Below are 13248 nucleotides of genomic sequence, written 5' to 3'. Positions count from 1 at the left end.
GATTCTGGAGCCGAATCGATTACGCCGCTGCCTTGCGCTGGCGTTCGCGCTGGATGACTTCGGATGCCAATTGCAAATAGGCCTGACTACCGGCGCACTTCAAATCGTAGAGGATTGCCGGTTTGCCATACGAGGGCGCCTCCGAAACCCGGACATTCCGCGGGATCAGTGTGTGATAGACCTTCTCACCGAGATGCGTGCGAACATCCGTCACGACCTGCTGGGCAAGGTTGTTTCGGGAATCAAACATCGTGAGAACGATGCCCTGTATGTCGAGCTGCGGATTGACGCTTCTACGGATCTGATCGACCGTCTCCAAAAGCTGGCTTAGCCCTTCCAATGCGAAGAATTCGCATTGAAGCGGGACGAGAACCGAGTGGGCGGCCGCCATGGCGTTCATGGTCAGAAGATTGAACGACGGAGGGCAATCTACCAGAACGTAGGAATAGGCCAGCGCCTCCGGAGAAGCGAGCGCTTTCCGCAGACGGAAGACGCGGTCGCTTTGACCGGAAATCTCCATCTCTAGACCCAGCAGATCCATCGTTGACGGAATGATCGACAGGTTTGGCACAACGGTCGGGTGGACGATCGTGTCGATCGAATGCGTTCCCATCATCAGATCATAGGACGAAAAACGCCTGTCACGCCGTTGGATACCCAGTCCCGTGCTGGCATTCCCTTGAGGGTCGAGATCGATGATCAAAACAGACTCTCCGATCGCCGCCAGAGCTGTCGCCAAATTGATGGCTGTCGTGGTTTTGCCCACGCCACCTTTCTGATTGGCGATCGTGATGATCCTGTTTTTATCCCGCGACATTGATCGCTCCTGCGCCTTGGCTAAGCTGCTGCATCCGCGTGACCTCGAGAATGACGGAGTCAGCGTCGACAATGCTTTGATGTTTTACCAGATCGAAATCATACCGGCCACGCGCTTTCGTGATCTCGGCCTCATAATCCCGCCCTTTATGAAAAAAGGCGCGTGTCGAGCCGTTCGACATCCAGGGAGCGATGAACTGAAGGAGAAGCGAGAGATCTGCAACAGCGCGAGCGGAGATAGCGTCGCAGGCGGGAAGTTTCGCGGGCGCGTCTTCGATCCGCAGAACATGAACGGACCCGCGTGCGCCCGTCTCCTGGAGCGCGACGCGGAGAAATGCTGCCTTCTTCTGGTTGCTTTCCACCAGATGAACCCACCCGTCGGAGATCTCTGCCAGCAGGATGGCGGTAATCACGCCGGGAAAGCCGCCACCACTCCCGAGGTCGATCCACGTCTTTGGGCCGGGAGCCAGCTGGTAGATTTGCGCGCTATCCCGGATATGCCGATTGCCAAGATCGCCAAGTGTGGACGGCGCGACAAGATTGATGGTCCTCGCCCATTTCAGAAACAACTGTGTGAAGTGCTCTAACCGATCCTGCGTTTCACGTGAAACACGTAGACCGTTTATTCCTGACGTCTGACTCGCCATCAGTGTACACCCTCTGCTGTGTTGCGCCGCTCATGGCGTTGGAGATGGGTCAGGATCAACGTCGCTGCTGATGGTGTCATACCGTCAATGACCTGCAACTGCGCGAAATTCCTGGGCTGGAGCCGAGATAGCTTCTGCCTCAGTTCATTTGAGAGACCTGTCAGATCGCTATAGGAGAAGTCCCCGGGGATGGTTCGATCTTCTTCCTTGCGGGCGCGCAGGATATCGCTGGATTGACGCTCCATATAAACGGCATAATGCGCATCAATTTCGATCGCCTCAGCCAGCTTCGGCGCGACATGGTGCAAGTCAGGCCAGACACCCGCCAGGCGCGATAGGGTAATGTCGGCGTGGGACAAGAGATCGAAAGCGGAGCGTCGCTGTCCGTCCTTGTTCAGGCTTATACCATGGGTGGCTGCTTCATTCGGCGTGAGTGTCCGCTGATGAAGCGTTTCCTTCGCGTCGTTGAAGTCTCTCTGCCAATTCTCGAACCGGGTTTTCCTCTCTTGTCCCACACAGCCGAGCGTTATAGCTGCCGGCGTAAGACGCATATCGGCATTGTCGGCACGAAGAGACAATCGATACTCTGCGCGCGAGGTGAACATACGATAGGGCTCGGCAACACCGCGGGTGATCAAATCATCGATCATGACGCCGATATAGGAATCCGTCCGTGAGAAGACATGTGGTGCTAGGTGGCCCACTTTCCGGGCTGCGTTGAGCCCGGCAACGAGTCCCTGAGCCCCAGCTTCTTCATAGCCCGTCGTGCCATTGATCTGACCCGCGAGAAACAGGCCGGGGATTTTTTTCACCTCGAGCGTCGCTGATAATTCGCGCGGATCGACATGATCATATTCTATGGCATAGCCCGGCTGAAGGATATGCGCGTCCTCAAGACCGGGAATGGTCCGGATAAACGCGGCTTGAACGTCCTCGGGGAGGGATGTCGAAATGCCATTCGGATAGACGGTGTGATCATCGAGACCTTCCGGCTCTAAGAAGATCTGGTGTCCATCGCGTTCCCCGAATTTAACGATCTTGTCCTCGATCGACGGACAATAGCGCGGACCGACGCCGGCGATCTGTCCGGAATACATCGCGGAGCGCTGCAGGTTCTCTTCGATAATTCGGTGTGTGTGCTCCGTCGTTCGCGTCACACCGCATTCGATCTGCCGCGTGGTAATCCTATCCGTCATGAAGGAGAACGGCACAGGTTCCGCATCTGCCGCCTGGCTTCCGATTCTGTCCCAGGCGATGGTGCGCCCATCAAGCCGCGCCGGTGTGCCGGTCTTCAATCGTCCCAGCGCAATAGCATGGTCTTGCAAGACCTTCGAAAGACCGAGAGACGGAGCCTCGCCAACGCGTCCCGCCGGAATCTTTTTGTCGCCGATATGGATGAGGCCGCGCAGGAATGTTCCCGTCGTCAAGACAACCGCGCCACAAGAGACGACCTGTCCGCTCGAGAGTGTTACGCCGGCAATCAAGCCGTTATCACAGACGAGATCGACCACATCACCCTCGATGATCGTCAAGCCCTCCAGCCCCGAGAGTTCGGCCTGCATGGCTTCGCGGTAGAGGCGTCGATCGGCCTGCGTTCGAGGGCCACGAACGGCAGGGCCTTTCTTGCGATTGAGGAGACGAAACTGGATCCCGGCACTGTCGGCAACGCGGCCCATCAGACCGTCGAATGCGTCGATCTCGCGAACAAGATGACCTTTGCCGAGACCGCCGATCGCAGGATTGCACGACATGACACCAATGGTCGCGCGCTTGTGGGTCACCAATGCGACAGTGGCGCCGAGCCTTGCGGCAACGGCCGCGGCTTCGCAACCCGCATGGCCTCCACCAACGACGACAACATCATATGAGACGGTCATTTCGACTCCGATTCAATGTTTCACGTGAAACGTGCGGTATGACTCGCATGCGTTGCAGATCATTTGCCAATACAGAATTCCGAGAAGATAACGTCGAGCAGATCCTCAACATCTACTCTCCCTGTTATGCGCCCTAACGCATCGCTGGACTGCCGCAGCAGCTCCGATTGAATATCGAGATCAATCGTCTCGATGGCCGAATTCAGCGCTGTCGCGCATTGCCTCAAGTGATCCGCATGTCTCCGCCGAGAGGGAAGCGCGAGGACCTCACCGGCGGCTCTCTTCGGAAAACGCTCCACGAGCGCCTCTAGAAGAGTCTGCAAGCCATCCTGCGTTTCGACCGAAATGAAGATATGTGCGCCGGACCTATCCCACGAACCAGCCGAAATATCAATCTTGGTGGCCACCTTGAGAACATCCCCGTGCGGATTGTCAGGGATGAGAAAGCCATCCGGTGTGTCCGATAGGCAGAGGATAAGGTCTGCATCCGCTTGGATACGCCGTGCTCGTCGAATGCCCTCCTGCTCGACAACGTCGCTTGTTTCTCGCAAACCGGCCGTGTCGAACAGCTTCACGGCGAATCCGGCTAATGAAATATCGACGCTTAGAACGTCCCGTGTCGTTCCTGCAATGTCCGTGACGATGGCGATGTCTTGCTTCGCAAGCGCATTCAGAAGGCTGGATTTCCCCGCATTCGGCGGACCGGAGATCACCACCCGATAGCCGTCGCGGATGATCGCGCCGGCCTTCGCCCCGTCGAGATGATGCTCGATCTCCGCTTTCAGGTGGGTCATGTCCCGCCAGATCGAGGCGCCGACAGAGCCGGGGACATCGTCCTCGTCGGCGAAGTCGAGTTCCGCTTCGATCATCGCGCGGGCGTGCGTCAAACGCCTCGCCCAGCTTTGATAAAGCTGCGACACATCTCCACGCGCATGCTCGCTCGCCAACCGGCGCTGCATGTCCGTTTCGGCGGACAGGAGATCGGCGAGACCCTCGATCTCCAGGAGGTCCAGCTTGCCGTTCGCAAGGGCGCGTCTGGAAAATTCTCCAGCCTCGGCATGACGAAAGAAGGGGATGTCGCCGAGTTCGTCAAGAACGCGGCCGACGACGGCGCGCCCGCCATGGATCTGCAGCTCGACGCAGTCTTCGCCAGTAAAGGAGGCTGGCGCTGGAAAGGACAGGACCAGACCCTGATCGAGCAGTTCTCCGTTCCGGGACCGAATCGTTCTGAGCGTTGCAAGCCGGGGGATGACAGGTCCGCCACAGAGGCTGGCGCAGACACTCAAAGCCAATGACCCACTGATCCGTATGACGGCAACACCGGACGGCAGTCCACCGGACGAAAGGGAATAGATCGTGTCGCTTGCCGCCGCCATCCGCATTGCCCTTCAGAATCTTGATCAGAATCTCGCCTTGCGACCAATAAAAAATCCCTGGACGACGCCAGGGATGATCAGTTCGTCCAGCATGAGCGGAGACCGGCCGTTTCGGCGATCTCCGACTTCGGATCGTGCGACGTCAGGTGTTCATCGAGTCGAAGAAATCGCCGTTCGTTTTTGTCTGCTTCAGCTTGTCGATCAGGAACTCGATCGCATCGGTTGTGCCCATGGGCGCGAGGATACGGCGAAGGACGAAGATTTTCTGGAGATCCTGACGCGGGACGAGCAGGTCTTCCTTGCGGGTTCCCGATTTCAGGATATCCATGGCCGGGAAGATGCGCTTGTCGGCGACCTTGCGATCAAGCACGATTTCCGAGTTACCGGTCCCCTTGAACTCTTCGAAGATCACTTCGTCCATGCGGCTGCCAGTGTCGATCAGCGCCGTCGCCACGATCGTCAGCGAACCGCCTTCCTCGATGTTGCGTGCCGCGCCGAAGAAGCGCTTCGGGCGCTGCAGCGCATTGGCATCGACGCCGCCCGTCAGAACCTTACCGGAGGAGGGCACGACCGTGTTATAAGCGCGTCCCAGTCGCGTGATCGAGTCGAGAAGAATAACGACGTCGCGACCATGTTCGACCAGCCGCTTCGCTTTCTCGATCACCATTTCGGCGACCTGAACGTGGCGCGTTGCGGGCTCGTCAAAGGTCGAGGACACGACCTCGCCCTTCACGGAACGCTGCATGTCCGTCACTTCTTCCGGCCGCTCATCGATCAGAAGAACGATCAGATAACATTCCGGATGATTGGCAGTGATCGAATGCGCGATGTTCTGCAGCAGGACGGTCTTGCCTGTCCGCGGTGGTGCAACGATCAGGCCGCGCTGGCCCTTGCCGAGCGGTGCCACGAGATCCATGACGCGTGGCGACAGGTCCTTCGACGTGGGAACCTCGAGCTCCATCTTGAAGCGCTCGTTCGGATAGAGCGGCGTCAGATTGTCGAAGTGAACCTTGTGCCGGATCTTTTCCGGATCTTCGAAATTGATCGTGTTGACCTTCAGAAGCGCGAAATAGCGTTCGCCTTCCTTCGGTCCCCGGATCGGCCCCTCGACCGTATCGCCGGTCTTCAGCGAAAAGCGTCGGATCTGGGAGGGAGAGATGTAGATATCGTCGGGGCCGGGGAGGTAGTTTGCGTTGGCGGAGCGCAGGAAGCCGAAGCCGTCCTGGAGAAGCTCGACCACGCCTTCGCCGATGATCTCGACGTCCTGGGCCGCCAGCATCTTCAGAATGGCAAACATCAGCTCCTGCTTGCGCATGACGCTGGCGTTTTCGACCTCGACCGATTCTGCAAATGCCAGAAGATCGGTTGCAGATTTGTTCTTGAGGTCTTGTAGCTTCATTTCAGCCATGAAGGAAAATCACACTTGCAGAGGGAATGGAAAGGCTGGCGCTGTGTGGGTCGAGGGAGCGGCAGGGGGATAGCCACTCGAACTCGGACGCGCGCCAGAAAGATGGGATGGCATAGGCTAGCGACTTCCGGTCTGCGCCGCAAGGGGCCGAAGGATGCAAGACGCTAAAATGTCTGTGATGGCCTAAAACGGCTTCACGATGACGAGGATGACGATGACGATCATCAGAACGGTCGGGACCTCGTTCATCAGCCGCCAATAGCGCGCTGTCCGTCGCGCGCTGTCCCGCGAGAAGCGCCCGACGGCGTCGGCGTAATGCAGGTGGACGGCCGTCAGCAGGATCACCGCCAGAATTTTCGCGTGCAGCCAGCCGCCCTGAAAACCGTAGACGCTCCAGGCGAGATAGAGCCCGAGCGTCCAGGTGATCATCATGGCCGGGCGCATGATCACTTTCAGAAGCCGCTGCTCCATGACCTTGAACGTCTCGGATGTCTGCGAGCCCGGCTCGGCGTCGGTGTGGTAGATGAACAGCCGCGGCATGTAGAGAAGCCCCGCCATCCAGGAGATGACGGCGATGACATGCAGCGCCTTGATCCAGAGCATGAGATCCGCCGGCTGCCAGGCGATCAGGCCGACGACGATGGCGACGAGGACGGAAAGCGCCACAAAGGCCCGCAGACGCGATCTCCGGCCTGCCGGGGCATCGGTCTGGCGGGAACCATCCCCATCGCGCCCAGAGGTGCTCATACGCGCCTCCTGACACGGGCGACGAGATCGGCGACATGGGCGGGATCGGCCTGCGGCGTGATGCCATGACCGAGATTGAAGATCAGAGGCCCTTGTCCGAGACGATCGAGGATCCGGTCGATGCCTTCTTCGAGCGCCTTCCCCCCGGCGACCACCCGCATCGGATCGAGATTGCCCTGTACAGGCCCTTCCTTCTGCAGATCGACCGCGAACGAGAGGGGAACCGACCAGTCGAGGCCGATCGCGTCGGCCTGCGTCTTCTGGCGATAGTCCTTCAGCAGCAGACCCGCGCCCTTGGCAAAGGCGATGATCTTTGCATCCGGTCGCCGGGCCCGAACGCTGTCGATGATCCGACGGACGGGCGCGACCGCGTAGCGCTCGAACGTCTCTTCGCCGAGAACGCCCGCCCAGGAATCAAAGATCTGAACCGCGTCCGCGCCGGCATCGAGCTGCGCAACCAGATAATCGGCGGAAAGCTCCGCGAGGATGGCAAGCAGTGCGTCGAAGGCTTCCGGATGCCGGTAGGCGAACAGGCGGGCCGGCGCCTGGTCCGGCGTCCCGTGCCCGGCGATCATGTAGGTTGCAACCGTCCAAGGGGCTCCGCAAAAGCCGAGCAGCGCTGTCTCATCCGGTAGCTCCCGCCGCAGACGCGCCACGGTTTCGATCACGGGACGCAGATGATCGGCAACCGGTCGTCCGTCGAGAGCCTGAATTCCGGCGACATCGATCGGATCGAGCTTCGGCCCGTTTCCCTCCTCGAAACGGACATTCCGCTTCAAGGCATCGGGAATGACGAGGATATCCGAAAACAGAATGGCCGCGTCGAAGGCGTAGCGTCGGATCGGCTGCAGCGTCACTTCCGTGGCAAAGTCCGGGGAGTAACAGAGATCGAGAAAGCTTCCCGCTCGCGCCCGCGTCTCGCGATATTCCGGCAGATATCGTCCGGCCTGGCGCATCAGCCAGATGGGAGGGGGGGTCAGTGTCTCGCCGTTCAGAACCCGGACGAGTTTGCGGTTTTCAGACGTCACACACAGCTTCCCTCTTAAAATAGAATCTTGAATCTAAGGGTTTCTATTTCTTAGAGTCGGTGACTATCAAGGATTAAAGGTTGTCGGTCCTTTGTCCCCAGCACGTCCCTCCGCCGAAGTTCGCGGTACGACGAAGGAGCGCTCCAGGGACAACATAGAGCGTAAGCTCGGATTATCCTGTTGTTGGAGCAACTTGCAGATCCACATCTCGATTTTCCGCCTGTGGATGAGCTGTTGATCGTCGGCGGCGATCGGTCGCATCGCGAGTCTTTTTCACAAGCTCTCCGGAAAGAACGCCGGCGCGGGCCTCTTTGTGAATAAGTCGGAGGTTTTCCCCTTGCCTGCCGGGGCGGCTCGCCCCTAGGCTCTCGTCATCCACCATCATCAACAGGCGGCCGAGAATAGCGTGGACAATCAGAAAAACTATTTCCACCTCCATTTGATCTCCGACTCGACAGGGGAGACGCTCATCGCAGCGGGCCGGGCAGCAGCGGCGCAATTCCAGACCTATCACGCGCTGGAGCACGTCTATCCGCTGATCCGAAACCGCAAACAATTGATGCAGGTACTGGAATCCATCGACAAGGCGCCGGGCATCGTTCTCTATACGATCGTCGATCGCGAACTCTCCGACATCATCAATGCCCAGTGCCAACAGATCGGCGTACCCTGCGTATCGGTGCTGGAGCCGATCATCGATCTGTTCCAGACCTATCTCGGCACATCGTCGCGTCGGCGCTCCGGGGCGCAGCACGTGATGGACGCGGATTATTTCGCACGGATCGACGCGTTGAATTTCACGATGGATCACGACGACGGACAGCTTCCCGCCGATTTCAACGATGCCGATGTCGTCCTGATCGGGATCAGCCGGACATCGAAAACGCCGACCAGCATCTACCTCGCCAATCGCGGCATTCGCACCGCCAACATTCCGATCGTTCCGGGCGTGCCTCTGCCGGAGCGGCTGATGGAGGCAACGAAACCGCTGGTCGTTTGCCTCATCGCCACGGCCGACCGCGTGTCCCAGGTGCGGGAGCACAGGGTGCTCGGCAGCACGCAGGGCTTTCACGGTCAGGAATACACCGACCGGGCGGCCATTGCCGAGGAACTGAAATATGCGCGGGCGCTGTGCGCGCGCAACAACTGGCCGATCATCGATGTCACCCGTCGTTCGATCGAGGAAACGGCAGCCGCCATCGTTGCCCTGAGGCCGCGCCTGCGCTAGTCCGCAATCGGCACAGGGAGAATATCATTCATGACGCATCAGCTTGTCCTCGCCTCCGCGAGCCCGTTCCGGCGCATGCTGCTTGCCAATGCCGGCATCGCCTTTTCGTGGCAGGCCGCCGCGATCGACGAACGCGCGTTGGAAGCGCCGCTCGAAGCAGAAGGTGCCTCTCCCGAAAAAGTTGCAGCCGTCCTGGCCGAGGCGAAGGCGCAAGCCGTCGCCTCGGCTCTTGCGGCGGCGCAATCTGGGAAGACCGAAGAGACGGAAACCGGTCGCGGTCCTCTGGTCATTGGCTCGGACCAGACGATGTCGCTCGGCGCCCGCGTCTTTCACAAACCCACCTCGATTGCGGAAGCGCATGAGCACTTGCGGGCGCTGTCGGGCAAGACCCATCAGTTGAACAGCGCCATCGCGCTTCATCAGGACGGTCGGACTGTGTGGTCGCATATCTCGACCGCGCGCCTGACGATGCGACCGCTGGATGACAGCTTCATCGCCCGCCATCTGGAGCGCGTCGGCACCAAGGCGCTGACCAGTGTCGGGGCCTACCAGCTGGAAGGCGAGGGGATCCAGCTGTTCGAGGCGATAGAGGGCGACTATTTCACGATCCTCGGTTTGCCCCTCCTGCCGCTGCTGAACGAACTCAGAAGATTGCGTGCGATCGATGCGTGATTCACGTGAAACATTTGTTAACCATGCCTTCGTCGCGGGCTATCCCGTGCGCCATTCGCGCTCGCCGCTGATCCACGCGCACTGGCTGAAGACGCTGGGTCTCACAGGCAGCTACACCACGCGGGAAGTCACGCCCGCTGTCTTTCCCGATTTCATCGCGCTCCTTAAATCCGGACAGTCCGGCTTCATCGGCGGCAACGTCACCATTCCCCACAAGGAAACGGTCATCGCCCATGTCGACGAGGCCGATCCCCTCAGCCGGGAAATGGGGGCCGCCAACACGGTCTGGCTGGACGAAGGCCGGCTGAGGGCGACCAACACGGACGGCATCGGCTTCGCCGCCAATCTCGACGAGCGCGCGCCCGGTTGGGACCAGGCGGGAACGGCAATCGTGCTCGGCGCGGGCGGGGCCAGCCGTGCAGTGATCCAGGCTGTGCGCGATCGAGGCGTGAAAACCATTCATGTCGTCAATCGGACGCTGCCGCGCGCCCGCGAACTCTCCGATCGTTTCGGACGGACCCGGGTGGTTCCCCATGCCCTGGACGCCCTGCCGGAACTTCTGTCCGATGCACGCCTGTTCATCAACACCACCTCTCTTGGAATGGATGGCACGCCTGTTCCCGACTTCGATTTCACGACCATGCCGACGGACGCCGTTGTGACCGACATCGTCTACGTCCCCTTGATGACGCCCATTCTGGCGCAGGCACAGGCGCAGGGCCGCACCGTGGTGGATGGGCTGGGCATGTTGCTGCATCAGGCGGCACCGGGCTTCGAGAAATGGTTCGGTCAAAAGCCCGTCGTGGACGAGATGCTCCGCGATCTCGTCATCGCGGACATGGCGGCGCACACATGATCGTCCTCGGGCTCACGGGATCGATCGGCATGGGCAAGTCGACGACGGCCGACATGTTCAAGGCGCTCGGCGTTCCCGTCAACGATGCCGATGCCGTGGTTCACGATCTCTATCGCGGGCAGGCCGTCGGCCCGATCGAAGCGGCTTTCCCCGGCTCCACGAAAGACGGCGCGGTCGACAGGGCGGCGCTAAGTGCCGCACTTGCAAGACATCCGGACGGCTTCAAGACCCTGGAGGCGATCGTCCACCCTCTCGTCCGCGCGCGGGAATGGGCCTTCCTGAAGCGGGAGAAAGAGGCGGGTACGCCGCTCGTCGTCCTCGATATTCCCCTCCTCTTTGAAACCGGCGGCGCGGCGCGGGTGGATGCGGTCGCGGTCGTCAGTTGCGATGCCGACATCCAGCGCGACCGCGTCCTCGCCCGGCCCGGCATGACGCCCGAGAAGTTCGCGCTGATCCTGTCGCGGCAGATGCCGGACCATGAGAAGCGCGCCCGTGCAAACTATGTGATCGATACCGGGCACGGACTTGAAGTCGCGCGTCAAAGGGTCGAAGAGATTGTCAGCGATCTCACAGCGAAAGCGGACGGAACGTCTCCTGGCTCTCTTGAGGGATGAGCGGGTCGCGTTCGGCGAAAGGAAGAGCCATGCGGGAAATCATCTTCGATACGGAAACCACCGGCCTCGACAATCGCCAGGATCGCGTCATCGAAATCGGCGGCATCGAACTCAACGACCATTTTCCGACGGGAAGAACCTTCCATCGCTATATCAACCCCGGCGATCGCAAGGTGCATCCCGACGCACTCGCCGTCCACGGCATCACCGATGATTTCCTGAAAGACAAGCCGGTCTTCGCCGACGTGGTCGAGGAGCTCATGGCCTTCTTCGACGGCGCGCGCTGGGTCGCGCACAATGCCACCTTCGACATGGGGTTCATCAATGCCGAACTGGCCCGTCTCGAGCGTCCGGCCGTCTCGCAGGATCTGGTGACCGATACCCTTTCGCTCGCCCGCCGCAAGCACCCGATGGGTCCGAACTCTCTCGACGCGCTCTGCCGTCGCTATGGCATCGACAATACCCACCGCACGAAGCATGGCGCGCTGCTCGACTCCGAGCTTCTGGCGGAAGTCTATATCGAGATGATCGGCGGCCGGCAGGCAGCCCTCGGCCTGACCACGCGGGAAAGCCGCGCCCAGGCCGACGCCTCCGACGATCTGGTCGTCGTGCCACGCGAGCGCCCGGCTCCGCTGCACCCGCGCCTCGTTGAAACCGACATAGCCGCGCATGCGGCGCTGATCGAGACGATGGGCGCCAAAGCCATCTGGTCGCGCTACGAAGTCTGAACGAAAAACGCCCGGTCTTGTCGGACCGGGCGCTGCAAACAATCGACGGATGTGCCGATCAGTTGGGGGTCGATGATACCTGCGCGCGGACGCGGTCTTCGGCCATGCGCTGCGTGAACATCTGCGCAAAATCGATCGGGTCGATCATCAGCGGCGGGAAACCGCCATTGCGCGTCGCATCGGCCACGATCTGGCGTGCGAAGGGGAACAGCAGGCGCGGGCACTCGATGAAGAGCAGTGGCAGCATGTGCTCCTGCGGGAAGCCGGTGACGCGGAAGACGCCGCCATAGGTCAGTTCGATCGCAAACAGAACCTTGTCGCCATCCTTGGCTTCGGCATTCAGCGTAAGCACGACGTCGAACTCCGTATCCGAGAGCGGATTGGCGTTGACATTGACGTTGATGTTGATCGCCGGAGCCTTGTCGCGGGCCTGGAGCGAACGCGGCGCACCCGGGTTTTCGAACGAGAGATCCTTGATGTACTGGGCGAGAATGTTCAGCGAGGGATTTTCGCCGGTACCATCGTTCGTGGGGGCTGCTGTATCGGTCATGAGTCGCGTTCCTTGGAGGCGTTCGATCGGAAAAGACGTTGATGGGAGCGGTTCATCGGTCGAGCGCATCTATCATTTCGGGCATGCCCTTACAACCCGAACAGCCGGACCGATCTCGGCGGCGGAAACAGTGGTTCGGAAAGCCTTTGGTCAGCGCAAACGGTCATTCGGGTCGTTGAGATCCGGATCCCTGGTAAATTCTGCGTCATCGAGATCGATCACACCGGGTATGGAGCGGGCCCGCGTTTCCGCTGGGTCGGGCCTGGCACTGCTGGTCCGCGTCACCACGGTGACCCGCTTGCGGAGAAACTGCCAGGTCGCCTCCCGCACCGCCGGAATGAAGAGAAGAATGCCGATGAGGTCGCTCAGGAACCCGGGCAGGATCAGGAGAAACGCGGCGACGACGATCATGGCACCATGCACGATCTGGCGTCCGGGATTTTCGCCCGTGCGCGAGACGGACTGGAGTTTCCGCAAGACTCCAAGGCCTTGCGCGCGCAGGAGCACCGCGCCGACAATGGCCGACAGGAGAATGAGGCCCAGCGTGGCCACCACGCCGATCTCGCGTCCGACGACGATGAAGGTGGCGATTTCGGCCATCGGCATGAGCAGGAAGAAAAGCGGGATCAGGGAGAGGCGCATTCGGTCCACATGTTCGTTGGAAGGGTTGTCGTCTCGCTCATGCCGTCTGGCACGAGGCA

General features: G+C 60.4%; 14 protein-coding genes. 5 read left to right on the top strand and 9 right to left on the bottom strand.

Going from position 1 to position 13248, the window contains the following annotated elements:
- Nucleotides 1–19: 19 nt before the first annotated feature.
- The 7 genes from ASG39_RS05065 to hemE form a co-directional block, all read right to left on the bottom strand.
- Nucleotides 20–817, bottom strand: a complete 798-nt coding sequence (locus ASG39_RS05065; protein ID WP_062593570.1) for a ParA family protein — start codon at nt 815–817, stop codon at nt 20–22.
- A complete protein-coding gene (gene rsmG, locus ASG39_RS05060; RefSeq protein ID WP_062593568.1) occupies nt 804–1466 on the bottom strand; it encodes a 16S rRNA (guanine(527)-N(7))-methyltransferase RsmG in 663 nt (220 codons plus the stop codon). Before rsmG ends, ASG39_RS05065 begins: the two co-directional genes overlap by 14 nt.
- Complete coding sequence (gene mnmG, locus ASG39_RS05055; protein WP_062593566.1) at nt 1463–3340, bottom strand: tRNA uridine-5-carboxymethylaminomethyl(34) synthesis enzyme MnmG; 1878 nt, start codon at nt 3338–3340, stop codon at nt 1463–1465. Before mnmG ends, rsmG begins: the two co-directional genes overlap by 4 nt.
- 59 nt (nt 3341–3399) lie before the next feature.
- Nucleotides 3400–4722, bottom strand: a complete 1323-nt coding sequence (mnmE, locus tag ASG39_RS05050; protein WP_062593564.1) for a tRNA uridine-5-carboxymethylaminomethyl(34) synthesis GTPase MnmE — start codon at nt 4720–4722, stop codon at nt 3400–3402.
- Between the two features lie 136 nt (nt 4723–4858).
- Entirely contained in the window at nt 4859–6124 is a 1266-nt protein-coding gene (gene rho / locus ASG39_RS05045; protein WP_092990171.1) for a transcription termination factor Rho, read from the bottom strand.
- Nucleotides 6125–6307: 183 nt separating this feature from the next.
- The gene (gene hemJ / locus ASG39_RS05040; protein ID WP_062593562.1) at nt 6308–6871 is read right to left on the bottom strand and encodes a protoporphyrinogen oxidase HemJ; all 564 of its coding nucleotides are present in this window, start codon (nt 6869–6871) and stop codon (nt 6308–6310) included.
- Nucleotides 6868–7899, bottom strand: a complete 1032-nt coding sequence (hemE, locus tag ASG39_RS05035; protein WP_062593560.1) for a uroporphyrinogen decarboxylase — start codon at nt 7897–7899, stop codon at nt 6868–6870. The genes hemJ and hemE overlap by 4 nt, the downstream gene beginning before the upstream one ends.
- Before the next feature lie 406 nt (nt 7900–8305).
- Between hemE and ASG39_RS05025 the strand changes: the two genes are divergently transcribed.
- From ASG39_RS05025 to dnaQ, 5 genes are read left to right on the top strand one after another with little or no spacing between them, the layout of a single operon-like run.
- Nucleotides 8306–9127, top strand: a complete 822-nt coding sequence (locus tag ASG39_RS05025; RefSeq protein ID WP_062593557.1) for a pyruvate, water dikinase regulatory protein — start codon at nt 8306–8308, stop codon at nt 9125–9127.
- A 30-nt stretch (nt 9128–9157) separates the two neighbouring features.
- Nucleotides 9158–9799 (top strand): Maf-like protein, encoded by a 642-nt coding sequence (locus ASG39_RS05020; RefSeq protein ID WP_062593555.1) that lies wholly within the window; start codon nt 9158–9160, stop codon nt 9797–9799.
- Nucleotides 9792–10655: a shikimate dehydrogenase gene (locus ASG39_RS05015; protein WP_062593553.1), complete on the top strand. Its 864-nt coding sequence runs from the start codon at nt 9792–9794 to the stop codon at nt 10653–10655. Before ASG39_RS05020 ends, ASG39_RS05015 begins: the two co-directional genes overlap by 8 nt.
- The gene (gene coaE, locus ASG39_RS05010) at nt 10652–11269 is read left to right on the top strand and encodes a dephospho-CoA kinase (protein ID WP_062593550.1); all 618 of its coding nucleotides are present in this window, start codon (nt 10652–10654) and stop codon (nt 11267–11269) included. Before ASG39_RS05015 ends, coaE begins: the two co-directional genes overlap by 4 nt.
- A 29-nt stretch (nt 11270–11298) precedes the next feature.
- On the top strand, nt 11299–11997 hold the full coding sequence (dnaQ, locus tag ASG39_RS05005) for a DNA polymerase III subunit epsilon (RefSeq protein WP_062593548.1): 699 nt from the start codon (nt 11299–11301) through the stop codon (nt 11995–11997).
- 58 nt (nt 11998–12055) lie between these two features.
- On the opposite strand, the gene secB is transcribed toward dnaQ, so the two are convergent.
- Together secB and ASG39_RS04995 are read right to left on the bottom strand one after the other, a co-directional pair.
- Nucleotides 12056–12547, bottom strand: a complete 492-nt coding sequence (gene secB, locus ASG39_RS05000; RefSeq protein ID WP_062593546.1) for a protein-export chaperone SecB — start codon at nt 12545–12547, stop codon at nt 12056–12058.
- Between the two features lie 150 nt (nt 12548–12697).
- The gene (locus ASG39_RS04995) at nt 12698–13189 is read right to left on the bottom strand and encodes an FxsA family protein (protein WP_062593544.1); all 492 of its coding nucleotides are present in this window, start codon (nt 13187–13189) and stop codon (nt 12698–12700) included.
- Nucleotides 13190–13248 lie beyond the last annotated feature (59 nt).

This window comes from Rhizobium sp. Leaf371 (assembly GCF_001424045.1).
Taxonomy (GTDB): Bacteria; Pseudomonadota; Alphaproteobacteria; order Rhizobiales; family Rhizobiaceae; genus Ferranicluibacter.
The sequence above is the reverse complement of the archived record's forward strand: the minus strand, read 5'-3'. Positions and strand labels throughout refer to the sequence as shown.

Excerpts from the sequence above, each read along its gene's own strand:
- ASG39_RS05020 (WP_062593555.1), top strand. The coding sequence starts at position 9,158 with ATGACGCATCAGCTTGTCCTCGCCTCCGCGAGCCCGTTCCGGCGCATG.
- dnaQ (WP_062593548.1), top strand. The coding sequence starts at position 11,299 with ATGCGGGAAATCATCTTCGATACGGAAACCACCGGCCTCGACAATCGC.
- coaE (WP_062593550.1), top strand. The coding sequence starts at position 10,652 with ATGATCGTCCTCGGGCTCACGGGATCGATCGGCATGGGCAAGTCGACG.
- hemJ (WP_062593562.1), bottom strand. The coding sequence starts at position 6,871 with ATGAGCACCTCTGGGCGCGATGGGGATGGTTCCCGCCAGACCGATGCC.
- rho (WP_092990171.1), bottom strand. The coding sequence starts at position 6,124 with ATGGCTGAAATGAAGCTACAAGACCTCAAGAACAAATCTGCAACCGAT.
- mnmG (WP_062593566.1), bottom strand. The coding sequence starts at position 3,340 with ATGACCGTCTCATATGATGTTGTCGTCGTTGGTGGAGGCCATGCGGGT.
- ASG39_RS05065 (WP_062593570.1), bottom strand. The coding sequence starts at position 817 with ATGTCGCGGGATAAAAACAGGATCATCACGATCGCCAATCAGAAAGGT.
- ASG39_RS04995 (WP_062593544.1), bottom strand. The coding sequence starts at position 13,189 with ATGCGCCTCTCCCTGATCCCGCTTTTCTTCCTGCTCATGCCGATGGCC.
- ASG39_RS05015 (WP_062593553.1), top strand. The coding sequence starts at position 9,792 with ATGCGTGATTCACGTGAAACATTTGTTAACCATGCCTTCGTCGCGGGC.
- mnmE (WP_062593564.1), bottom strand. The coding sequence starts at position 4,722 with ATGCGGATGGCGGCGGCAAGCGACACGATCTATTCCCTTTCGTCCGGT.
- secB (WP_062593546.1), bottom strand. The coding sequence starts at position 12,547 with ATGACCGATACAGCAGCCCCCACGAACGATGGTACCGGCGAAAATCCC.